Source organism: Pannonibacter sp. (assembly GCF_051860505.1).
Taxonomy (GTDB): Bacteria; Pseudomonadota; Alphaproteobacteria; order Rhizobiales; family Stappiaceae; genus Pannonibacter.
The window spans coordinates 41,042-61,948 of the sequence record NZ_JBHYDX010000013.1; the positions used below are offsets into that span (position 1 = coordinate 41,042).

Sequence of the window (20,907 nt, forward strand, 5' to 3'; positions counted from 1 at the left end):
GGCAGCGAACCGGCGCGCCACTATTACAAAAAGACCCTGAGCCCGCAACCAGCCGGCTTTCTGCCTGTCTAACCCCTATCTAGTGGGCCGATTGCGACTTGGCAAAGACTAGTACATCTCTTTCATCAACTTCGATGCCGACATCCATGCCCGGCGTGACATGATCGCCCGGCCGCAGGCGCGCCTGCAGCGGCCTGTCAGAGCCCGGATAGGCCAGTTGCACCAGATCCACCGTGCCGATGAACCGCCGCGACAGCACCCGCGCCGGCAGCCCCTGCCCAAGCGGAACCAGACGGATGCCGTCCGGTCGCAGACAGACCTGAACAGCATCCCCCTCGGCCACATCCGGCCCGGGCGTGAAGGGCAACAGCCCGAGTGGACATTCCACCCGTCCGCCGCGAAGAATGCCGTCGAACTCGTTGACTTCCGAGAAGAACCGGGCGGCAAACGGATCGACCGGGCGCAGGTAGAGCTCTTCTGCCGTTCCATGCTGCACCAAGCGGCCGCTGCGCATCAGGGCGATCCGGTCGCCCATGCGCATGGCCTCTTCCGGATCATGGGTCACCATCACGCAGGTCGCCCGGGTTTCACGCAGTATCGCCAGGGTCTCCTCGCGCACATCATCGCGCAAACGGCGATCAAGGCCGGAGAATGGCTCGTCCATCAAGAGGATGCCCGGACGCGGGGCAATCGCCCGGGCCAGCGCCACCCGCTGCTGCTCGCCGCCGGACAGCGCATGCGGATAATCCTCGGCATAGGCAGCTAGACCAACCCGGGCCAGCATCTGGTTGGCGACATCGCGCGCGGCCGCCCGGGTCAACCGGGTCAGGCCGAACATGACGTTCTCGCGGTTGGTCAGATGCGGGAACAGCGCATAGTCCTGGAACATCAGCCCGACACCGCGCTGTTCCGGCGGCAGGAAGCGCCGGAGCCCGGCCACTTCCTCGCCGTTGATCAGCACCCGGCCGGACGTCTGGGTCTCCACACCGGCAGCGATGCGCATCAAGGTCGTCTTGCCGCAGCCCGAATGGCCAAGGAGGCAAAGGATCTTGCCCGGATCGACCTGTAGGGAAACGTCATGCAGCGTTTCCGCCGCGCCATAGGAATGATGGATCTTCTCGAACGCCAGACCCGACGCAAAGGTCGTGCCGGCGGTTCCCCGGGTGCCCCAACCGGCGGTGGCGGCGACACCGCCGCGCGGCTCATCCGGTCGTGATTGCGACTTCACTGCGCCTCGTCCTCTTCCAGGTCCAGAGCAAGTTCCTCGTGATCAAACAATTCGCCGTCCTCCAGCGGATCTTCATCGGGCGCCAGAATGTCCGAATCATTCGGCAAGGGCACATGGAAACTGGCCGGAATGGCGCTGTCGAGCAGGCCCGCCCCTTTCAGTTCCTCAAGTCCGGGAAGATCGGCGATCAGGTCAAGCCCGAAATGATCGAGGAAACTTTCCGTGGTGCCGTAGGTAACGGGCCGGCCCGGCGTGCGGCGGCGGCCTCGCATGCGGATCCAGCCGGTCTCCAAGAGCACGTCGAGCGTGCCCTTGTTGGTCGAGACGCCGCGGATTTCCTCGATCTCGGCGCGGGTGACCGGTTGGTGATAGGCAATGATCGCCAGGGTTTCCAGCGCGGCGCGCGACAGCTTGCGCTGCTCGACGGCCTCGCGTTGCAACAGATAGGCAAGGTCCGGCGCGGTGCGGAAGGCCCATTTGCCCGCAACTGGCACGAGATTGACACCGCGCGTGGCGTATTGCCGCTCCAGCTCGTCAATGAGACCCGCCACATCGGTGCCAACGGGAAGCCGGGCGGCGATGTCCGCCACCGAAAGGGGATCGGCGGAGGCAAACAGCATTGCCTCGACCATGCGCAGCCCGTCGAGATCCAGTTCAGCCGCCATCGCGCGCCTCCTGCCGTCGGCGTAGATAGATCGGCGCGAAAGGATCACTCTGGCGCAGTTCGATCTGGCCCTCGCGCACCATTTCAAGGCTGGCCGAGAAGGTCGAAGCAATGACGGTTGCCCGCTCGCCTTCATCGGCCAGGTAGTCGATCAGATAGGCATTGATCGGTGTCCAGTCGGCCATGTCGCCAACAAGCCGCGCCAGCAGGTCGCGGGCTTCCTGCAGCGACCAGACCGTCCGCCGCCGCACCCGGACACTGGTGACCGACTGGCGCTGCCGCTGGGCAGCATAGGCCGTCAGAAGGTCATAGATCGTGGCGCTCCACACGCTCTTGCGCTGCACCGCGAGGGTTTGCGGAGCGCCACGGGCAAAGACATCGCGGCCCAGGCGGTTGCGCGCCATCAGGGCCTCTGCAGCCTTGCGCATGGCCTCCAGGCGCTGCAGGCGGAAGGCCAACGCAGCTGCCAGTTCCTCACCGCTCGGCTCGTCCTCGCCCTTCTGTTCCGGGATCAAAAGCCGGCTCTTGAGGTAAGCGAGCCAGGCCGCCATCACAAGATAATCCGCCGCCAGTTCAAGCCGCATCAGGCGGGCATCGGAGACAAAGGCGAGATACTGCTCGACAAGCGCCAGGATCGAGATGCGCGTCAGGTCGACCTTCTGGCTGCGCGCGAGCGTCAGAAGAAGGTCGAGCGGGCCTTCAAACCCGTCCACATCGACGACAAGCTGCGGGTCATCGCTCGCCCGTTCGGACGGCGGCTGATCCTCGAGAAAGTCGGTCTGGACGGGAGCCATGATCAGGCGGTCACCTCGACACGGGCCATGAGGGCATCGAACTCGGCACGGGCCGCCTTGGTGTCAAAGCCGGGGGCCGGATCCTGGCGCTGGGCAAGACCTGCAAGGCAGCGCTCCAGCGCCCGGCCGGAGAGCTCGGGCGTGGCGGCGGCCACCTGGCGCATTTCGTCCATGTCGCCGTTGCAGTGAAGGGCGAGATCAACGCCGGCGGCGTGGGCTTTTTCCGCCCGTTCGCCGAGGCTCCCGCCAAGGGCCTGCATCGACAGGTCGTCCGACATCAGCGCGCCGTCGAAGCCGATCTCGCCGCGGATGATGCGCTCGATAATGAGGGGCGACTGGGTGGCCGGGGCCGAGGGATCAATCGCCTCATAGAGCAGATGCGCGGTCATGCCGAAGGGGGCCTTGCTGTAGGCGCGGAAGGGCGCAACGTCGCGGGCAAGGATGTCCTCAAGCGAAGCGGTGATCCGCGGCAGGTCGAGGTGGCTGTCGACCTTTGCCCGGCCATGCCCCGGAATGTGCTTCATCACGGGCAGGACGCCGCCGGCCAGAAGACCTTCGGCGGCTACCATCCCGAGGGCGGCGACCATCTCCGGGTCCGGACCGTAGGAGCGGTTGCCGATGGCGGCGACCGTTTCAGGATAGAGCACATCCAGCACCGGCAGGCAGTCCATGGTGATGCCGATGGCCAGAAGGTCGCCTGCAATGAGGCGAGCGCCGAGGAAGGCGGCCCGCAGGCCGGCCGCCTGGTCCAGTTCATAGAGCAGACCATAGCCGCGACCGCTGGGATAGTTCGGCCACAGCGGCGGCTTGAGGCGCATGACACGGCCGCCTTCCTGATCGATCAGGACCGGCGCATCAGCGCGCCCGACGACGGCGCGGAACTCTGCCGACAGGGCGGCGATCTGTTCGGGTGACTGGCAGTTGCGGCCAAACAGGATCAGTCCGAACGGATCTTCTGCGCGGAAAAAGGCGCGCTCGTCGTCTGTCAGTTCCAGCCCGGCGCAGCCGCTGATGAAAGCCTTGGTCATAACCTGCCCTTACGTCCTGTTCGCCCCCCGGTCAACCACCGGTCAAGACCCGGCTTTCAGCGCAATTGCCTTGGCGGAGGGGCGCATTCTAATGTCAGTCCAATGTGCCAACCACAGGACAGGACGATGCGCAAGCGCCACGATATCCCAGCCGGAACGTTACACAGCCTCACGGTGGAAAGCGATCTCATCGCCGCCAACCTCCTTGGCGATCCTGCCGCCAGGGAGACGGTGGTTTACGTGCCACATGGTCATGACGGCCATGACCTGCCGCTGCTGATGGACCTTGCCGGTTTCACCGGGTCCGGCCCCGGCCATGTCGCCTGGAAGAATTTCGGCGAGAACCTGCCCGAACGGCTCGACCGGCTGATTCTCGATGGTGTCCTGCCGCCGGCCGTTGTGGCCATGCCGGATGCCTTCACCCGTCTCGGCGGCAACCAGTATATCGATTCTGCCGCCATGGGACTGTGGGGCCAGTATCTGACCGGCCCGGTGCTGGCCGCCGTCGAGGCGCGCTTCGGCTGCGGCGGCAAGGGACGGCGCGGCGTCTTCGGCAAGTCCTCGGGCGGCTATGGCGCGCTGGTCCATGCCCTGCTTTATCCGGATGTCTGGTCGGCCGCCGCGTGCCACTCCGGCGACATGGCATTCGAGCTGTGCTACCTGCCGGACATGCCGAATGTCCTGCGCGCACTGGCGCGCAAGGACATGTCGATCGAGAAATTCATTACGGATTTCGAAGCCGGGCCGAAGTTCTCGGGCGGTGACATCCATGTGCTCATGTCGCTGGCAATGGCGGCCTCCTATGATCCGGATCCGGACGCCTTCCTTGGCATTCGCCTACCGGTCGACAGCGCGACCTGCGAACTGATTGAAGACCGCTGGTCGGCGTGGCTGGCACATGACCCGCTCAACCTTGCTCCGTCCCGTCTCGATGCGCTGAGGTCCCTGAAGGCGCTCTGGATCGATTGCGGACGGATCGACCAGTATAACCTGGTCTATGGGGCAAGGCGGCTGACGCGGCTGCTGACGGCGGGCAATGTCACGCATACCTATGAGGAGTTCGACGACAATCACTCCTCGATCGACTACCGGCTCGACCACAGCCTGCCGGCGCTCGTGAAGGCGTTGAACGGGTAAGCCTAAGTGCCTGAAAACATGAACGGCGGGTATTAGCCCGCCGTTTTGTTTTTAACCGTGTCCTGTCGATTAGTTTCGCCGAACGAAACAGTCGCCGCCGGCCGCTTTCAGGCTTTCGCAGAAGGAAGTGGCAGCATCGCGCGTCCCGGCCGGAATGCTGACCCGGTAGAACGTGCCACGGTTGTCCAGGGTCGCTGCCTCGATCAGCGGAGACTGACCGCCGAGTACGGAGGGGAACTTACGCTGCAAAGCGGCGTAAGCGGCCTGCGCCTGGTCCTGGGTGCGCTGGGAGGTAACCTGGACAGCGAAGGCTCCCGCTGTTGCCGTAGCTGCTGGCGCAGCAGGCTGGGCCTGAGCCTGGGTCTGGGCCTGGGTCTGGGCTTGCGGCTGGGTAAGGTTCAGGGGACCGGATGTCGCGGATGGAGCTGTGCGTGGCGGTGCGGCCGGTGCCGGAGCAGGTGCCGGAGCGGCTGCCTGGGCCTGTGGTTGCAGCGGCGCGGGAACCTGCGGCTGAACGGCAGCCACCTGCTGAGAGGCAGAAGCGGGCTTGGGACGCGGAGTTCCTGCAGCCACAGTGCCAGGTTCCGAGGCATCACCATCAACCGCCTGCGGATCGAGAGCCGCAACGATGGCCGGAACACCGGACGTCGCCGGCGCGATGTCGCCAGTCAGAGGCGCGGTGGCACCAGCGGTCGGTGCTTCCGGCTGTGCCTGTGTGTCCGGGCGGGCTGTATTGACCACACGGACGCCGTTCGAGGTCCCAAATCCCGTATCGGATCCGCCGGAAATGATGGTGCCGTCCGGGCGGACGACGAGCGTGCGAACCTTCTTCGGCCCTCCGGCTGGCAACGGTTCGGCACCCGCCACATCGGCGGGCGCGGGCGGCAACTGGGCCGGGGCCGGTGTCTGAGGCACCAGCATCCGCTCCTCATTGCCAACCCGGTCATAGATGAGCTTTGCCGGCTGACCGGCATCAGCGGCGGCGGCTTCCTCGGCCGGAAACGTCTTCAACGGCTCCTCAAGCCCGGCTATTACCGGCGGTGCCCCATCCGTACGAATCGACGGACCTGTATCCATGAGGGCGAACAGAATGCCGCCAAGGCCGGCGACGCCCAGAACCGCTGCCGCAATGTAGAGGCCCTTGCGCGAGCCCTGCTCGCGCGGCGCCATGGTCGCTTCGGCCGCTGAATGCGGCGGCAGGACACCGGCGCCGGCCAGTGTCGGATCGCTCTCCTGCATCGCCCTTGCGACAGCATCAAGATCATATCCACCCGGCGGCGGGGGAGCCTCGTCATCATCATAGAGGACGTCGTTGAACGGCAGCTCGGAGGCAGACCGCCGCGGCGCAAAAGCAGCCTCGAACTCGTCATCGAGACTGTCTGTCTCCAGCGGACCTTCTTCCCGCGGCAGCACGTTCAGCGCATCGGGCCAGGCCATGTCATCGATGTCATCGGGCTGGGGGGCTGGCCGGGCCGCCGCCGTGTCGGCCTTACGGACGAGCCGCTCGTCCTCGAACAGCGATCCGACAAGATCATCCAGTTCGGCAAAGCCAGCGGAGGCTTCACGGGCATTGCGCAGCCTGGCATCCGGCGTCAGGGCCGACCAAGCGGCTGCATCCGGAACGAAAGGCGGCGGCGCAGCACCCAGCCTGCCGGCATCAGCGGGCTTGCGCGCATCAAACGGAAAATCCCCGGGCTGTTGCGCTGCCGAAACTGCGGCAGGAACCGGTTGTGGTTCGGCACGCCGCTCTGCCTGGAACGCACCCAGAAGTTCGTCCTCCAGTCCTGCGACCAGGTCTTTCTCGAGGTCGGCCGAAAGATCCAGGGACGGGCGCAAGGGTGCGTCCAGCGCCGCCGGCACCGGGTCAACGTCGAAACCGGAGGTTTGCGGGGCAACCGCGAAAGATGTATCGCGACCAGCCGACCTATGCAGCGGCTGGTAGGCACTTGCTGCTGGCGCGCTCCGGTGGGGCTCGGCAACATAAGGCTCATCAGCCGCCTCGACGTCGAAATCGTCAAGATTGTCGGCATCGAGCGTCGTGCCGTCCTGCAGATCCACCTCGTCCCACGCCTCCTGGGCGACCCGCGCTCCCTGCAGGTCTGCCGCGAAGCGGTCAAAGTCAAGGTCGAGATCAGACGCCGTAAAGGGTTCTGATGCGCTGGCTTCGTCCGGGTAAGCGTCATGGCTTGCCTGGGACGGTAGCTTCGGCAAATCGAAATCAAAGTCGAAGGCCGGCTCATTCGGAGATCCGCCCTGAACCGGGGTATAGGCGGGCGCCGAAGTGTAGGCAGGCGACGGGCTGGCGGACTCGCCCTGCCCTGCGGCGCGATCCGCGAACCGGCCGGGCGCGGACGTGGCGCTCGCCGGAGCGGCAGCTGGCGGCGCAAGCGGTTCGCCCCCAGGACCTTTCAGGAGATCTTCATCCTCAAGGCCGGCGAAATAGTCCGTCGCCTCGACTCTGCCATGGGCAGCAGACAACCGGTTGCGATTGACGATGCGGGCCAACTCGACGAGCGGATCCTCGGCTCCCTGCGTATCTGCCCGCTCCCGGTCGCCTGCGGCGTCCGGATGCAAGGTATCGGATCGGGGATAATCGGTGCGATGAGGCATATCCGTCCAGTTTTCCACCCAGGGCCCGACCGGACGCCTTCGGGCTCCGGACGGATATTCTCTCCCGCTTCAGCGCATTTCCCGAGGCGCATCCACGCCGAGGAGAGTCAAACCGGAAGCAAGAACCAAAGAGACTGCCCGTACAAGGGCAAGTCGCGCTAGCGTCAACTGTGTATTTTCAGGGTTAATAAAGCGTAATTGCGGCATTTCCTTGCCACGGTTCCAGTGCGCATGCAAGGAACTGGCCAGTTCGTGCAGGAAAAACGCCACCCGATGCGGCTCATGCGCCTCGGCTGCGGCAGCAACCACCTTCGGCCATTCCGCCATTTTGGCGATGAGTTCGAGTTCCCCAGAATCAGTGAGGCCCGAAAGATCGGTCGCCGACAGCACGGCGTCAGACAGGTCGGCGCCCTTCAGCTCCTCACCGGCCTGGCGCAACACCGAACAACAGCGGGCATGGCCGTACTGAACATAAAAGACAGGGTTGTCCTTCGACTGTTCAGTGACCTTCTGGAAATCGAAATCCAGCGCGGCCTCATTCTTGCGGAACAGCATCATGAAGCGGACCGGGTCACGGCCCACTTCCTCGACCACATCACGCAGGGTCACGAAATCGCCCGAGCGCTTCGACATGCGGACTGGTTCGCCGGCACGGTACAGCTTCACCAGCTGGCACAGACGGACGATGACACGCGATTCGCCGCCGGACACGGCCTTGCCGACCGCTTCGAGACGCTTGACGTAGCCACCGTGATCGGCGCCCAGGACGTAGACCATCTCCTTGAAGCCGCGCTCGTATTTCGACAGGAAATAGGCGACGTCTGCAGCGAAATACGTGTAGCTGCCGTCCGACTTCTTTAGCGGGCGATCAATGTCATCGCCGTAGTCCGTTGCCCGGAACAGGGTCTGTTCGCGATCTTCCCAGTCGTCCGGCAGTTCGCCTTTCGGCGGCGGAAGCGTGCCCTCATAGACGAGGCCGCGGGTGCGCAGCTTGTCGAGCATCCGGTCGATTTCGGACACCCCGTCGGCACTGCGGTCATGCAGTGTGCGTTCGGAGAAGAACACCTCGTGGCGGACGTTCAGCTGAGCCAGATCCTCGCGGATCAGCGCCATCATGGCGTCGATCGTTGCGGCCTTGACGATGGCCATCCAGGCGGCCTCGTCCATGGCCAGCAGCGCGTTGCCATGGGCGGCTGCAAGTGCGGCTCCCACCGGCTTCAGGTAGTCGCCGGGGTAAAGGCCGGCCGGGATCTCGCCGATGTCCTCGCCTAGCGCCTCGCGGTAGCGCAGGAAAGCGCTGCGGGCGAGCGTGTCGATCTGCGAGCCGGCGTCGTTGATGTAGTATTCGCGGGTGACGTCATGCCCGACATAGGCAAGCAGGTTTGCCAGCGCATCGCCGAAGACGGCGCCGCGCGTATGTCCGACATGCATCGGTCCGGTGGGGTTGGCCGAGACATATTCCACGTTGACCTTCGCACCTGCACCCTGGGCTGACCGGCCAAAGCCATCGCCCCGGGCAACAACAGCCGCCAGCACCCGGTGCCAGACCGCCGTGTCCAGGCGGATGTTGATGAAGCCGGGCCCGGCAACAGTGACTTCCGTGAACTCTGCGTCCAGCCGCAGCGCGGCGGCAATCTGCTCGGCCAGATCGCGCGGCTTCATCCCGAGCGGCTTGGCCAGAACCATGGCTGCGTTGGTGGCAAGGTCACCATGAGCCGGATCGCGCGGGCTCTCCACCGTGATACCGGCCAGATCCTGCGCGCCCGGCGCGGTTGCAAGGGCAAGACCGGCGACAGCGGCCTGCACGCGAGCGGTGTATTCAGTGAAAATATTCATTGTCTGCCCAGTCTGGCTGGAGTGTTCCGGTGGCGGCAGGCAAAGCCTGGACCGCGAGTTTGGCGGGCCTAGCCCAATTCCGGCGTATCGTCAAACAGCCGTCGGTGTTCCTCGATGGCGTAGCGGTCCGTCATGCCGGCGATAAAGTCGCAGACGCGGCGGGCCCGGTTGGCCCCGGTGAGAGTGGACATTGCATGCGCCCATTCGCGCGGCATGTCATCGGGCTGCTGCATGTAGTGACTGAACAGTTCACGAACGATCCGTGCCACCAGCTTGCGCACGGCCAAAACATCCGGATGCCGGTACATGCGGGCAAACAGGAACGTCTTCACTTGCCGTTCGGCGTCGGCCATCGCAGGCGAAAAGCCGACGACGCAATGACCGGCGGCGCGGATGTCCTCGGCGCTCTGCGGTTTCAACGCCTCGATCCGGCGAATGCCCTCCCCGATCACATCCTCGACCATGCGGGTGATCTGGCGGCGGACGATCTCGTGGATGCGCCGCTGCTCTTCCAGTCCGGGATAACGGCTGTCGACTTCCTCGAGGATTCCGGCCAGGAACGGCACTTCGGCAATGTCCTCGACCTTGAACAACCGGGCGCGCAGCCCGTCGTCCAGGTCATGCGCGTCATAGGCGATGTCATCGGCAATTGCGGCGGCCTGCGCCTCGGCGCTCGGCCAGGAGCTCAGCATCAGGTCCTGCTTCTCGGCGTAAGTGCGGATGGCAAAGGGCAACTCGCTGTTCTTGAACTTGCCGAGCGGCGCGCCGGTGCCATCGACCAGCGGGCCATTGTGCTTGACGAGGCCCTCCAGCGTTTCCCAGGCAAGGTTCAGTCCGTCGAACTCGGCGTAGCGGTGTTCGAGTGCTGTCACGACGCGCAAGGACTGGGCGTTGTGATCAAAGCCGCCGAAGGGCGCCATGCATTCATGCATGACATCCTCGCCCTCATGGCCAAAGGGGGTGTGGCCGAGGTCGTGGGCAAGGGCCAGGCATTCGGCAAGATCTTCATCAAGCCGAAGGGCGCGGGCGAGCGAGCGGGCGATCTGGGACACTTCAATGGTGTGGGTCAGCCGGGTCCGGTAGTGGTCGCCTTCGTGATACACAAACACTTGGGTCTTGTGCTTCAGGCGGCGGAAAGCGGTCGAGTGGATGATCCGGTCCCGGTCGCGCTGGAAGGGCGTACGGGTCGGACTTTCCGGCTCAAGGTGCAAGCGCCCCCGGCTCTGCCCCGGATCCTGGGCATAAACCGCCCGCTCCTGTGCGCCATAGCCCAATGTTGCCATGGTCATCTTCCCTTCGCTCCCTGGCTCGGCCGGATGCCTGGACAATTGACGTGCGGCCCTCGCGTACATACCTATGAAGGCAACCATGGCGCAACGGGGAAAGGCGGCGGCATCCGGGGTGAGCGCGCAAGAATCCGCTGTCCTGCCACCGAAGCGACTGGCGGAACGGCCCCTTGAGCCCAAAACCTGCGCCGAACCCGACATATCGAAGGAAGATCGACATGACCGTATCCACCGACGATTCGACCCGCATCCAGCCCGTCACGCTCAGCGTGAAGGCAGCGCGGCGGGTGGCCAAGATCCTGTCCGGCGAGGCTCCCGGGGCAATGCTGCGCGTCAGCGTCGAGGGCGGCGGCTGTTCGGGACTGCAATACAAATATGACATCGTGAGCGAGCGCGAGGCCGACGACCTGGTGCTGGAAGGCGAAGGCGCAACGGTGCTGGTGGATTCGGTATCGCTTCAGTACATGGACGGCGCCGAGATCGATTTCGTCGATGACCTGATGGGGCAATCGTTCCAGATCCGCAATCCGAACGCGGTCTCCGGCTGCGGCTGCGGCACCAGTTTCACCATCTGACCGTCCGGCTGATACCACTGAGCCCAAGTGAAACCCGAAAGCCGGACGCCCGATGAAAATCGCAACCTGGAACATCAACGGCGTCAAGGCACGCCTCGACACGGCCCTTGCCTGGTTCTCCGAGGCGCAGCCCGACATCGCCTGCCTGCAGGAAATCAAGTCGGTCGATGAAGGGTTTCCGGCTTCCGCCTTCGAGGACCTCGGCTATCACGTGGCCACCCATGGCCAAAAAGGCTTCAACGGCGTCGCCATCGTGTCGCGGCTGCCGCTGGAGGATGTCCAGCGGGGCCTGCCGGGCGATGACAGCGACGAACAGGCCCGCTTCATCGAGGCGACCGTATCGTCCGCCAAGGGCGCTGTCCGGGTCGGATGCCTGTATCTGCCGAATGGAAATCCGCTCGGCACGGAAAAATTCCCCTACAAGCTTGCGTGGATGGACCGGCTGATTGCCCATGCACACGGCCGCCTGGCCGAGGAAATGCCCTATGTGCTGCTTGGCGACTACAATGTCATCCCGCAGCCTGAGGATGCCCGCTCGCCGCAGGACTGGCTGGGCGATGCCCTGTTTCAGCCGGAAAGCCGCAGCCGGTTCCGCGCTCTGCTCAATCTCGGTTTCACCGAGGCGATCCGGGCGACCACGGATGCGGCCGGCACCTATACGTTCTGGGACTATCAGGCCGGTGCCTGGCAGAAGAACAACGGCATCCGCATCGATCACATCCTGCTGTCGCCGCAGGCCACCGACCTGATGCGGGGGACAGGCATTGATGCCCATGTGCGCGGCTGGGAGAAGCCCTCCGATCACGTCCCGGTCTGGGTCGACCTGGCAGCCTGAGCCGCTGCCCGGTCTTCGCAGCCCCTCGCAGGTCTTCACCTGCCTGCGGCCTTCACAAAAGCGGAGGGCGTGCTAACCTGTCTCTGTTCTGGCGGGGGCTCAGGCCATGATCGCGCAACAGGCAGGACGTTCCCACTCGTTGAAACCCGGCTTCGGCCGGTTTCGCTCGGTTGCGGGGGCAATCCTGCTTGTGGGCTGGTGGACACTGTTGCCGGCGAATGCCTCCGGCACCGCGCCGGATGGCAGGACACCTCAGGTCCCAGCAGCGACCAGCGCGGCCACGAAGCCCGGATCTTGTATCTGTCGGGCACAGGGGATCGATCATGAGCTCGGCACCACCATCTGCCTGCGCGGCCCCAAAGGTCCCCGCATGGCGCAATGTGTGATGGTGCTCAACAACACCTCGTGGAAATTCAGTGATGCTCCCTGCGCGCTTGCCAGCGCGGCGGAGCGGCCCGCAACCTTGAGCCACGCGGGAACGCGGTCGCTGTCCCTCGCCCTTAGGGCCAGGTGACAGAGAGCCAGACGGCAGGAGTGACGCCGCTACAGGTGTTGGCGCCAGCCTGAGGAAGCGGTGATTGCCTTACTGCAACTGCAGGGACGACGCCGTGGTCGCGGTTGCGGTGCCGTTGCGGGCGATCCAGGCTTCGGCCTTCTTGGCGGCAGCCCGGCGAACTTCCTCGTCCGCCAGCGCGAAATACTGCTCCTGCAGATCCACGACCCAGCGCGTCTCCGGATCAAGGCCGGCATGCGACCTTGCGATGGTGAGCCACATCAGACCGCGCTCGCGGTTGCCTTCGGCCGAGCCAAGGTTGAACAGGGTCTCGCCCAGAAGCGCCTGTGCGCCGACATGCCCCTTGATCGCCGCGAGGTTGAACCAGCGGACAGCTAGCAATTCGTTGTTCTCACGATAGAGGCGTCCCAAAGCATATTGCGCTTCAGCATCGCCATAATAGGACGCAGCATGGGTAAAAATCTGCCGGGCCCGGGCCTGGTTGGCCTTGACCGAAGAGTTCTTGATGCCGGTCAGATAGTAGTTTCCGAGCGCGACAAAGGCGCTGGCAACAAAAGGCGCCTGCGGCGACGACGGGCTGTCTTCGCCGTGCAGGCTGACAACCTGGCTATAATAGTCGAAGGCCTTAACGTCATCTTCGGTGACACCATCGCCCTCAGCATACATGCGGCCAAGCTTCCAGGCGGCCATCGGCTGGCCGTTCTCGGCGGCGTAGCGCAGGGAATCGAGCGCCGCGCGCTTGTCACCGGCGTAATATTTCTTGGCGCCCAGACGAAGGGCTTCGCTGGCCGTCATCTTTTCCGGCGTGATCTGTTCGTTGCGCGCGGGCGTGCCGTCAAAAGCGGACGCTGGCGCCAGAAGAGCCAGATACAGACCTACAACCACAAGACACTGCATGCTGCGCATGATGACGGAACCTGCTTCGGAGCGGCGCGACTGCGGCCAACCCTGCCTTGCAAATGCAGCCAGCCATCGGGCCGGCGCACTCGGGGCTTTTCCGGACCGGGCAGCGGGCTGCCCGGCTGAATTTCTTAAAGTGTAGGCAATCATTTCGGCGGCACTTGGGCCAAGACCGCCTGGATTGTGGCGAATCGGGGACATCCTCAATGTGAGGCTGCCTCCATCCTTAACGCTCGCACCGGTCGATACGCGCACGCCTTTACCCCTGTTTTGCCCTTGCGGCCTGCCGCATTTCCGCCCCGTCCGGAACTGCAGCCGCCTTGCCGTGACATTGGCTGGCCGGATGACCTGACCGCAGTCACGTCGTCCTACCTGCCCTGCCTCCTGCTTCCTGCCAGCGGTGATGCCCAATCGTGGCCGAACAGCGGCAAGTTTTGCCTGGTTCCGTTTTAGCGCAGCTGTTGCCGATTGGCTGTTGCAGCCGCGCCACAACTTTGCGCTTCCGCTAGCCGGCAACCAATGTGCATGCCGCACAGACCATCAGCAGACCGGCACAGACAAGATCGATCCGCGCACGCACCGCACGCAGGCTGAAAGAACGGGCCACGAGTGCCTCCCCGAGTTTTTGAGTTTCCATCCCCTGGACCGGCGCAACGACCGATGCGCCAAGAAGACCACAGACCGGTTGAGATTCGGTTGCGAGCGCAGATCAAAAGCAGTGCTTCACAGATTTTGCCGATCCACAGGGACCAGAGGCTAGGCGACCCGGTTGCGGGCTGAGACAATTGACCGCGAATCGGCTTGGGCGCATAAGGCGCTGCACCGGGCCTCAAAAAGCGATGCCCTTTCACGAGATTGCATGACAGGTCAGCTGGATCGATGAACGCAGACAAGGATCTTTTCGCCCGACAGCAGATCGCCGCCGCCCCGGCTCCGGCAGCTGCAACGGGACAGTCTGCCGTCTCCCCGCCGGCCAAGCCCGCAGCGCCCGTGCTGAAGCCGGTGCCGCAGGACAAGCCTGCCGCCGGACGCGCCGACCCAAAGGCCGCCGCCGGCGAAGACTACACCGCGGCCGACATCGAGGTGCTGGAGGGGCTTGAGCCGGTCCGGCGCCGTCCGGGCATGTATATCGGCGGGACCGACGAAAAAGCGCTGCATCATCTCTTCGCCGAGATCATCGACAATTCGATGGACGAGGCTGTCGCCGGTCATGCGACCTGGATCGACGTCTCGCTCGATGCTGAAGGTTTCATCACCGTCATCGACAACGGTCGCGGCATTCCTGTCGATCCGCATCCGAAGTTCAAGGACAAGTCCGCCCTCGAAATCATCATGACGACGCTGCATGCGGGCGGGAAGTTCGACAGCAAGGTATATGAGGCTTCGGGCGGCCTGCACGGTGTCGGTTCATCGGTGGTGAATGCGCTGTCGGAGGAAATGGTTGTCGAGGTGGCGCGGGCACGCAAGCTCTATCGCCAGACCTTCCAGCGCGGCCGTCCGGCCGGGCCGCTGGAACTCGTCGGCGATGTGCAGAACCGGCGTGGCACGCTGGTGCGCTTCAAGCCGGACTGGCAGATCTTCGGCAAGGACGCCCGGTTCGAGCCGGCGCGGCTTTTGCGCGTTGCCCGGTCCAAGGCCTATCTGTTCGGCGGCGTCGAGATCCGCTGGCATTGTGATCCGGCGCTGATCGGGGACAAGGACAAGACGCCGGCCGAGGCGGTGTTCCACTTCCCCGGCGGGCTCAAGGATTTTCTGTCAGAGCGCCTCGGCACCGAGCGCAAGGTGATCGACGACATCTTCGCCGGCAAGGTCGGCCAGCCAGGCAAGCATGGCTCGGTCGAATGGGCCGTGACCTGGTTTGCCGGTGACGGTTTCCTGTCGTCCTATTGCAACACGGTCACAACGCCCGAGGGCGGCACCCATGAAGCCGGCCTGCGCTATGCCCTGCTGCGCGGCCTGAAAGGCTATGCCGATCTCGTCGGCAACAAGAAGGCCGCGATCCTGACATCGGACGACGTCATGACCTCGGCGGCAGGCATGTTGTCGGTGTTCATCCGCGAGCCGGAATTCGTTGGCCAGACCAAGGACCGGCTGGCGACCAACGAGGCAACGCGCATCACTGAAAACGCCCTGCGCGACGCCTTCGACCATTGGCTGGCCGCCTCGCCGACCCAGGCCAACAAGATCCTCGAATGGGTGATCGACCGGGCCGAGGAACGGCTGCGCCGGCGACAGGAAAAGGATGTTGCGCGCAAAACGGCGGTGCGCAAGCTGCGACTGCCCGGCAAGCTCGCCGACTGTTCCGCCAACCAGGCGGAAGGCACGGAACTGTTCATCGTCGAGGGCGACTCGGCCGGTGGCTCGGCCAAACAGGCGCGCAACCGCATGAACCAGGCTGTGCTTCCCTTGCGCGGCAAGATCCTCAATGTCGCCAATGCCGGCCGCGACAAGCTGGCCGCCAACCAGCAGTTGGCCGACCTCGTGCAAGCGCTCGGCGCCGGCACACGGTCACATTACAAGGACCCCGATCTTCGCTACGAGAAGATCATCATCATGACCGACGCCGACGTCGACGGCGCGCATATTGCCTCGCTGCTGATCACCTTTTTCTATCAGGAAATGCCGGAACTGATCCGCAACGGACATCTGTACCTGGCCGTGCCACCGCTCTACCGGCTGACCCAGGGCGGCAAGACGATCTACGCCCGCACGGATGCGCATAAGGACGAGTTGCTCGCGACCGTGTTCAAGGGCAAGGGAAAGGTCGAAGTCGGCCGCTTCAAGGGTCTTGGTGAAATGCTGCCCTCGCAGCTGAAAGAGACTACCATGGATCCGTCCAAGCGCACGCTCCTCAAGGTCGCCGTGGTCGAGGGCGACGAGGAAGGCACGCGCGAGGCGGTCGAACAACTGATGGGCAACAAGCCCGAGGCGCGGTTCCGGTTCATCCAGGACCGGGCCGAATTTGCCCAGGATCTGGATATCTGACGTTCCAGCCGGCCGACCGGCTGGGGAACGACGCATCTCGAGTTATCCGGATTGACCGGAGGGAAGCGATCCGCTACCGCCTTGCGTACCGGCCATCGTCTGTGGCGCCGGGGGGTGGGAGTGTGCGTTCATGCTGCAAAGCGTCTATTCCGTCTATGACCGGGTACGACGTCCCCTGCGCAACCACCATTATCTCGTGCTGCCAGGCGCCCGGCTCGCCTATGCCCGGGTTCCAGGCTTGCCGCAGCAGATCGCACGCCCGGTGCTTGCGGCCCTGGGCGGCGGCAGCGAGGACAGCGGCTGGTTTGACGAAGTCGAGCTGCTGACCGGCCGCGAACTGCACCGCCGGTATCCCGAGATCGTTGTCTTCGCTTTCGTGCAGCGGCCGGCCGAACGGATCGCGGCCGCCTACGACCTGCTGATCGCGTCGCAGAAGCCCTTACCGACCTTCTATGTCCGGCATGGCTTCGCTCCAGGCATGGGCCTGTCCGAGTTCGTGCAGCGGATCTGCCGGATCGGTGACCTGCGCGCCGACAATCTGTTCCGCTCGCAGGCCGATATCCTGGCGCAAACCAAGGCTGGGACAGCTCTCATCCTGAGAACGGATCACTTGGCCCGGGACTGGCCACGGCTGGAACGCCTGGTCGCGGAGACGTCTGGTCCGGCCACCGTGCTGCCGCCCCTGCCCGAGCTTCCCGAGCCCTCACCGGCGGCAACGGACCTTGGCCAGGGGCTTCTTGCCGACCGGCTGGCGCGTCGCTATGCACAGGATCTGCGCCTCTACTTCGATGCCAGTGAAGTGCTCAGCCCCGCCTGAGGCCCGGTTGTTGTGTCCTGTTAGCTTTAAGCGCGGCAAATCGCTCCGGAACACAAGGAAAACATTGACACTCCGGACCATGGCTGTACGTTGGCGCCAATTGCGGAGACTTGTGCAAGCCACGTCTCCCCTCCTCCTTAGCGATCCAGAAGTGGACATACTCACTTATGTCTTTCGACACGCTCGGCCTCAGCGAGAAAGTTCTCCAGGCAGTCGCCGTATCCGGTTATACTGAGCCCACTGCTATCCAGAAGGGTGCCATCCCTTACGTTCTCGAAGGACGGGATGTCCTCGGCATCGCCCAGACGGGGACGGGAAAGACAGCCTCTTTCACTCTGCCGATGCTGACCAAGCTGGAAAAGGGCCGGGCCCGCTCTCGCATGCCGCGCACGCTGATCCTTGAGCCGACGCGCGAACTGGCAGCGCAGGTGCAGGAAAACTTTGAGAAATACGGCGTCAATCACAAGCTGAATGTGGCCCTGCTGATCGGTGGCGTGTCGTTTGGCGACCAGGACAAGAAGATTGACCGTGGCGCCGATGTGCTGATCGCCACTCCCGGCCGTCTGCTGGATCACGTCGAGCGCGGCAAGCTGCTGCTGCAGGGCGTCGAGATCCTGGTCATCGACGAAGCCGACCGCATGCTCGACATGGGGTTCATTCCGGACATCGAGCGGATCTGCAAGCTGATCCCCTTCACCCGCCAGACCCTGTTCTTCTCGGCAACCATGCCGCCGGAGATCCAGCGCCTGACGGAAACCTTCCTGCAGAACCCGGCCAAAGTCGAAGTCTCGACCCGCTCGTCGACCTCAGCGACCATCACCCAGTATCTGGTGGGCACGGGCGGTGAAGATTACGAGAAGCGCCAAACGCTGCGCGACCTCCTGGCCCAGGCGGAAGACCTGCAGAACGCCATCGTGTTCTGCAACCGCAAGGTGGATGTCGCCACCCTGTTCCGCTCGCTGGAGCGGCACGGCTTCAATGTCGGCGCCCTGCATGGCGACATGGACCAGCGCACGCGCATGACCATGCTTGATAATTTCCGCAAGGGAAATCTCAAGCTGCTGGTCGCCAGTGATGTTGCCGCGCGCGGTCTCGATATTCCGGACGTCAGCCATGTCTTCAACTTTGACGTGCCGATTCATGCCGAGGACTATGTCCACCGGATTGGCCGCACAGGCCGCGCCGGACGCCTCGGCGTGTCCTACACGCTGGTCAGCGGCGATGATGCCAAGTATCTGGCTGCCATCGAGAAACTGATCGACAAGAGCATCGACTGGCTCGGCGAGCCGCTCGACTTCGAAGCTGCGATCGCCGAGCGCAAGGAGCGCCGCAAGGCTGCACGTGCCGGTGGCGGCGAAAAGCCGAAGCGCGGTCCCTTGCGTGAACGCACACCGCGGGTTCGCAAGGCAGTCGAGGGCGAAGAGGTTGCCGAGGCCAAGCCGCGCCGCGAGCGGGTGCGCAAGCCGCGCAGCGAACCTCGGGCAGACGCTGTAGCAGAGGATGCAAACATCGACGACCAGCCCGTCGTTGAGGCACGGCCGCCGCGTGAAGCGCGGGCAACCGAAGCGCGCCAGCCGCGTGAGGAACGCCAGCCGCGCGAAGAGCGGCAACCCCGCGAAGAACGGCAGCCGCGCGAAGAACGGCAACCCCGCGAAGAACGGCAGCCGCGTGATGATTACCAGGCCCGTCAGTCGCGGCCGTCGCGCGACCGCAATCCCCGCAGGGAGCGGTCCCAGGACCATGACGAACCCGTGATTGGTCTTGGTGATCACGTTCCTGCATTTTTGCTGCGTGACCCCCGCGCCAAGAAGGCGTCTTGACGCTCAAGGTTTACTTGCCAGGTGCCGCGACGTTTTGTATCAAACATTGATAAAAACGCCTAGGTTTACGGCTCTTTAAACCTTGCAACGATAAGCTGTGCGCGTGGGCAGGTTGCGCCGTTGCGGGACCTGATAAGGCAGATGCGGGATTTCGGCATGTCGGATCATGAGGATTTCAAGCGCACCATTGCGTATGGTGACTCTGCGCTCTCCTATATCCGACGCAATTCCTTGCCGGCCTACCCGCGCAACTATGAGCTCTGGTATACTTATTCGGCCGGGTTCAACCACGGGCTTAACCGCGCGATCAATGACATCATCACGCTGAAAGGCGGCGTCAGCAGCGATGACCTGCAGAAGGTCTATGCCAAGTTCCTGTCGCCAAATCGTCTCGGCGACCGGATCGATGAGGTCGGTGCCAAGGTTGCCGAGGAAGTCCAGGACCTGGTTGATGCTATTCGCATCAGCACGGACGCGACGGCCGACTATAGCGAAGCACTGGAAACCGCCAGCGAGAAGTTGAAAGACCTCTCCGACCCGGAAAAGCTGCGGGTTGTGGTCTCGCACATGATCAAGGCCACCCACGCTGCCGTTGCGGCGAACCAGAACCTCGAAAGCCAGCTGACCGATTCCCGGCGGCAGATCGAATCTCTCAAGGAAAACCTGGAAGCGATCCGCTACGAGTCGCTGACTGACGATCTGACAACGCTGAACAACCGGCGTCATTTCGACATGATGATCGAGAAGGCGGTGTCATCGGCTGCCGACAGCGGCGAACCGTTTGCGCTGCTCGTCACCGACATCGATCATTTCAAGAAGTTCAACGACACCTATGGCCACCAGACCGGCGACCAGGTGCTCCGCCTCGTTGCGCTCGCCGTGAAGCAGAACGTCAAGGGTCAGGATTGTGCGTGTCGCTACGGCGGCGAGGAATTTGCGATCATCCTGCCAAATACGTCGATGGCGTCCGCCCTTGACGTGGCCGAGAACATCCGCAAGGCCGTCTATTCGAAAGAACTCGTGAAGCGGTCAACAGGCGAGAACCTTGGCCGCATCACCATGTCCATCGGCGTGTCCGAGTTCCGGGCCGGCGACAGCTCGCAGACCGTGATCGCGCGGGCTGACCTCGCCCTCTATGCCGCCAAGCGCGAGGGGCGCAACCGGGTCAAGTCCGAGGCCGATGAAGGCGTCGTGGACGATACGCGGGTCGCCTGATCAGGCCGCATCCAGACCCATCTGCCAGAAATCAGCTTCCAGAATGCTCGCCTGGGCGAACAGGTGCGACAGCCTTGCAGTGCGGGCCGGTGTCTCGTAATCAGCCGCAATCCGGTCGAGCCAGTCCGCAAAGCCTGCGGCAACATCCTGGTAGGCGTCGGAGGCGTATTCGTTGATCCAGCGGCCATAGGGATTGGCCGGATCAACACCGTCAGGGCGAGATGCCAGCGTCCGCCCGATTTCGGCATAGCCCAGCACGCAAGGCGCCAGCGCGACCATCAGGTCGAGAAGATCGCCCTGCCCGCCAGCATCAAGGACAAACCGTGTGTAGGCCATGGTCTGGCGTTCTTCGCGCGCTTGTTCCAGATCTTCGCGGGATAGTCCCCAACCAGCGCAAAGCTCGACATGCAGATCCATTTCCATGTCGAGGATCGCCTTGACCCCGCCAAGCGCCTGGCGCATGTCAGCGAGTGTCGGGCTCTTGTAGACCGCCAGCGCATAGGCACGGGCAAACTGGATCAGGAACAGGTAGTCCTGCACCAGGTAATGGCGGAAAGCCGCCTGTGGCAGTGTGCCCTCGCCCATCTGGCGCACGAAAGCGTGGTCGACATAGGCGGTCCAGTCGGCAGGCGATGCCGCCTTCAGCCGGTCAAAAAAGCGCAT

General features: G+C 63.9%; 16 protein-coding genes. 7 read left to right on the top strand and 9 right to left on the bottom strand.

Translation table 11 applies throughout. The features are described 5' to 3' along the window. Positions 1-79: 79 nt before the first annotated feature. The 4 genes from ACTIFE_RS10890 to nagZ are packed head-to-tail and all read right to left on the bottom strand — an operon-like array spanning position 80 to position 3,714. Complete coding sequence (locus ACTIFE_RS10890; protein ID WP_439529174.1) at positions 80-1,228, bottom strand: ABC transporter ATP-binding protein; 1,149 nt, start codon at positions 1,226-1,228, stop codon at positions 80-82. Then, a complete protein-coding gene (scpB, locus tag ACTIFE_RS10895; RefSeq protein WP_439529175.1) occupies positions 1,225-1,893 on the bottom strand; it encodes an SMC-Scp complex subunit ScpB in 669 nt (222 codons plus the stop codon). The genes ACTIFE_RS10890 and scpB overlap by 4 nt, the downstream gene beginning before the upstream one ends. After that, a complete protein-coding gene (locus tag ACTIFE_RS10900; RefSeq protein WP_439529176.1) occupies positions 1,883-2,686 on the bottom strand; it encodes a segregation and condensation protein A in 804 nt (267 codons plus the stop codon). The genes scpB and ACTIFE_RS10900 overlap by 11 nt, the downstream gene beginning before the upstream one ends. Before the next feature lie 2 nt (positions 2,687-2,688). Then, entirely contained in the window at positions 2,689-3,714 is a 1,026-nt protein-coding gene (gene nagZ, locus ACTIFE_RS10905; protein ID WP_439529177.1) for a beta-N-acetylhexosaminidase, read from the bottom strand. Between the two features lie 126 nt (positions 3,715-3,840). On the opposite strand from nagZ, the gene ACTIFE_RS10910 reads away from it, so the two are divergent. Next, positions 3,841-4,851, top strand: coding sequence for an alpha/beta hydrolase (locus ACTIFE_RS10910; protein ID WP_439529178.1), 1,011 nt, complete (start codon positions 3,841-3,843; stop codon positions 4,849-4,851). A gap of 69 nt (positions 4,852-4,920) precedes the next feature. Here ACTIFE_RS10910 and ACTIFE_RS10915 read toward each other — a convergent pair whose 3' ends face one another. The 3 genes from ACTIFE_RS10915 to ACTIFE_RS10925 all read right to left on the bottom strand — a co-directional run bounded on the left by ACTIFE_RS10915 (position 4,921) and on the right by ACTIFE_RS10925 (position 10,586). Beyond that, positions 4,921-7,461, bottom strand: a complete 2,541-nt coding sequence (locus tag ACTIFE_RS10915; protein ID WP_439529179.1) for an SPOR domain-containing protein — start codon at positions 7,459-7,461, stop codon at positions 4,921-4,923. A gap of 69 nt (positions 7,462-7,530) precedes the next feature. Further along, the gene (gene argS, locus ACTIFE_RS10920; RefSeq protein WP_439529180.1) at positions 7,531-9,297 is read right to left on the bottom strand and encodes an arginine--tRNA ligase; all 1,767 of its coding nucleotides are present in this window, start codon (positions 9,295-9,297) and stop codon (positions 7,531-7,533) included. 68 nt (positions 9,298-9,365) lie between these two features. After that, positions 9,366-10,586: a deoxyguanosinetriphosphate triphosphohydrolase gene (locus ACTIFE_RS10925; RefSeq protein WP_439529181.1), complete on the bottom strand. Its 1,221-nt coding sequence runs from the start codon at positions 10,584-10,586 to the stop codon at positions 9,366-9,368. A gap of 215 nt (positions 10,587-10,801) precedes the next feature. On the opposite strand from ACTIFE_RS10925, the gene erpA reads away from it, so the two are divergent. Together erpA and xth are read left to right on the top strand one after the other, a co-directional pair. Continuing rightward, complete coding sequence (gene erpA, locus ACTIFE_RS10930) at positions 10,802-11,158, top strand: iron-sulfur cluster insertion protein ErpA (protein ID WP_439529182.1); 357 nt, start codon at positions 10,802-10,804, stop codon at positions 11,156-11,158. Positions 11,159-11,210: 52 nt separating this feature from the next. Beyond that, the gene (xth, locus tag ACTIFE_RS10935; RefSeq protein WP_439529183.1) at positions 11,211-11,993 is read left to right on the top strand and encodes an exodeoxyribonuclease III; all 783 of its coding nucleotides are present in this window, start codon (positions 11,211-11,213) and stop codon (positions 11,991-11,993) included. Positions 11,994-12,576: 583 nt separating this feature from the next. Here xth and ACTIFE_RS10940 read toward each other — a convergent pair. After that, a complete protein-coding gene (locus tag ACTIFE_RS10940; RefSeq protein WP_439529184.1) occupies positions 12,577-13,413 on the bottom strand; it encodes a tetratricopeptide repeat protein in 837 nt (278 codons plus the stop codon). Between the two features lie 873 nt (positions 13,414-14,286). Between ACTIFE_RS10940 and parE the strand changes: the two genes are divergently transcribed. The 4 genes from parE (at position 14,287) to ACTIFE_RS10960 (ending at position 20,244) form a co-directional block, all read left to right on the top strand. Further along, positions 14,287-16,392, top strand: coding sequence for a DNA topoisomerase IV subunit B (gene parE / locus ACTIFE_RS10945; protein WP_439529185.1), 2,106 nt, complete (start codon positions 14,287-14,289; stop codon positions 16,390-16,392). A gap of 130 nt (positions 16,393-16,522) precedes the next feature. Further along, the gene (locus ACTIFE_RS10950) at positions 16,523-17,209 is read left to right on the top strand and encodes a hypothetical protein (RefSeq protein ID WP_439529186.1); all 687 of its coding nucleotides are present in this window, start codon (positions 16,523-16,525) and stop codon (positions 17,207-17,209) included. 167 nt (positions 17,210-17,376) lie between these two features. After that, complete coding sequence (locus ACTIFE_RS10955) at positions 17,377-19,029, top strand: DEAD/DEAH box helicase (protein WP_439529187.1); 1,653 nt, start codon at positions 17,377-17,379, stop codon at positions 19,027-19,029. A gap of 156 nt (positions 19,030-19,185) precedes the next feature. After that, complete coding sequence (locus ACTIFE_RS10960) at positions 19,186-20,244, top strand: GGDEF domain-containing protein (RefSeq protein ID WP_439529188.1); 1,059 nt, start codon at positions 19,186-19,188, stop codon at positions 20,242-20,244. Here ACTIFE_RS10960 and tenA read toward each other — a convergent pair whose 3' ends face one another. Beyond that, positions 20,245-20,907 (bottom strand): thiaminase II, encoded by a 663-nt coding sequence (gene tenA / locus ACTIFE_RS10965; RefSeq protein WP_439529189.1) that lies wholly within the window; start codon positions 20,905-20,907, stop codon positions 20,245-20,247.

Coding starts and splice junctions, on each gene's coding strand:
- scpB (WP_439529175.1), bottom strand. CDS start 1,893: ATGGCGGCTGAACTGGATCTCGACGGGCTGCGCATGGTCGAGGCAATG.
- ACTIFE_RS10900 (WP_439529176.1), bottom strand. CDS start 2,686: ATGGCTCCCGTCCAGACCGACTTTCTCGAGGATCAGCCGCCGTCCGAA.
- nagZ (WP_439529177.1), bottom strand. CDS start 3,714: ATGACCAAGGCTTTCATCAGCGGCTGCGCCGGGCTGGAACTGACAGAC.
- ACTIFE_RS10910 (WP_439529178.1), top strand. CDS start 3,841: ATGCGCAAGCGCCACGATATCCCAGCCGGAACGTTACACAGCCTCACG.
- ACTIFE_RS10915 (WP_439529179.1), bottom strand. CDS start 7,461: ATGCCTCATCGCACCGATTATCCCCGATCCGATACCTTGCATCCGGAC.
- argS (WP_439529180.1), bottom strand. CDS start 9,297: ATGAATATTTTCACTGAATACACCGCTCGCGTGCAGGCCGCTGTCGCC.
- ACTIFE_RS10925 (WP_439529181.1), bottom strand. CDS start 10,586: ATGACCATGGCAACATTGGGCTATGGCGCACAGGAGCGGGCGGTTTAT.
- erpA (WP_439529182.1), top strand. CDS start 10,802: ATGACCGTATCCACCGACGATTCGACCCGCATCCAGCCCGTCACGCTC.
- xth (WP_439529183.1), top strand. CDS start 11,211: ATGAAAATCGCAACCTGGAACATCAACGGCGTCAAGGCACGCCTCGAC.
- ACTIFE_RS10940 (WP_439529184.1), bottom strand. CDS start 13,413: ATGCGCAGCATGCAGTGTCTTGTGGTTGTAGGTCTGTATCTGGCTCTT.
- parE (WP_439529185.1), top strand. CDS start 14,287: ATGAACGCAGACAAGGATCTTTTCGCCCGACAGCAGATCGCCGCCGCC.
- ACTIFE_RS10950 (WP_439529186.1), top strand. CDS start 16,523: ATGCTGCAAAGCGTCTATTCCGTCTATGACCGGGTACGACGTCCCCTG.
- ACTIFE_RS10955 (WP_439529187.1), top strand. CDS start 17,377: ATGTCTTTCGACACGCTCGGCCTCAGCGAGAAAGTTCTCCAGGCAGTC.
- ACTIFE_RS10960 (WP_439529188.1), top strand. CDS start 19,186: ATGTCGGATCATGAGGATTTCAAGCGCACCATTGCGTATGGTGACTCT.
- tenA (WP_439529189.1), bottom strand. CDS start 20,907: ATGCGCTTTTTTGACCGGCTGAAGGCGGCATCGCCTGCCGACTGGACC.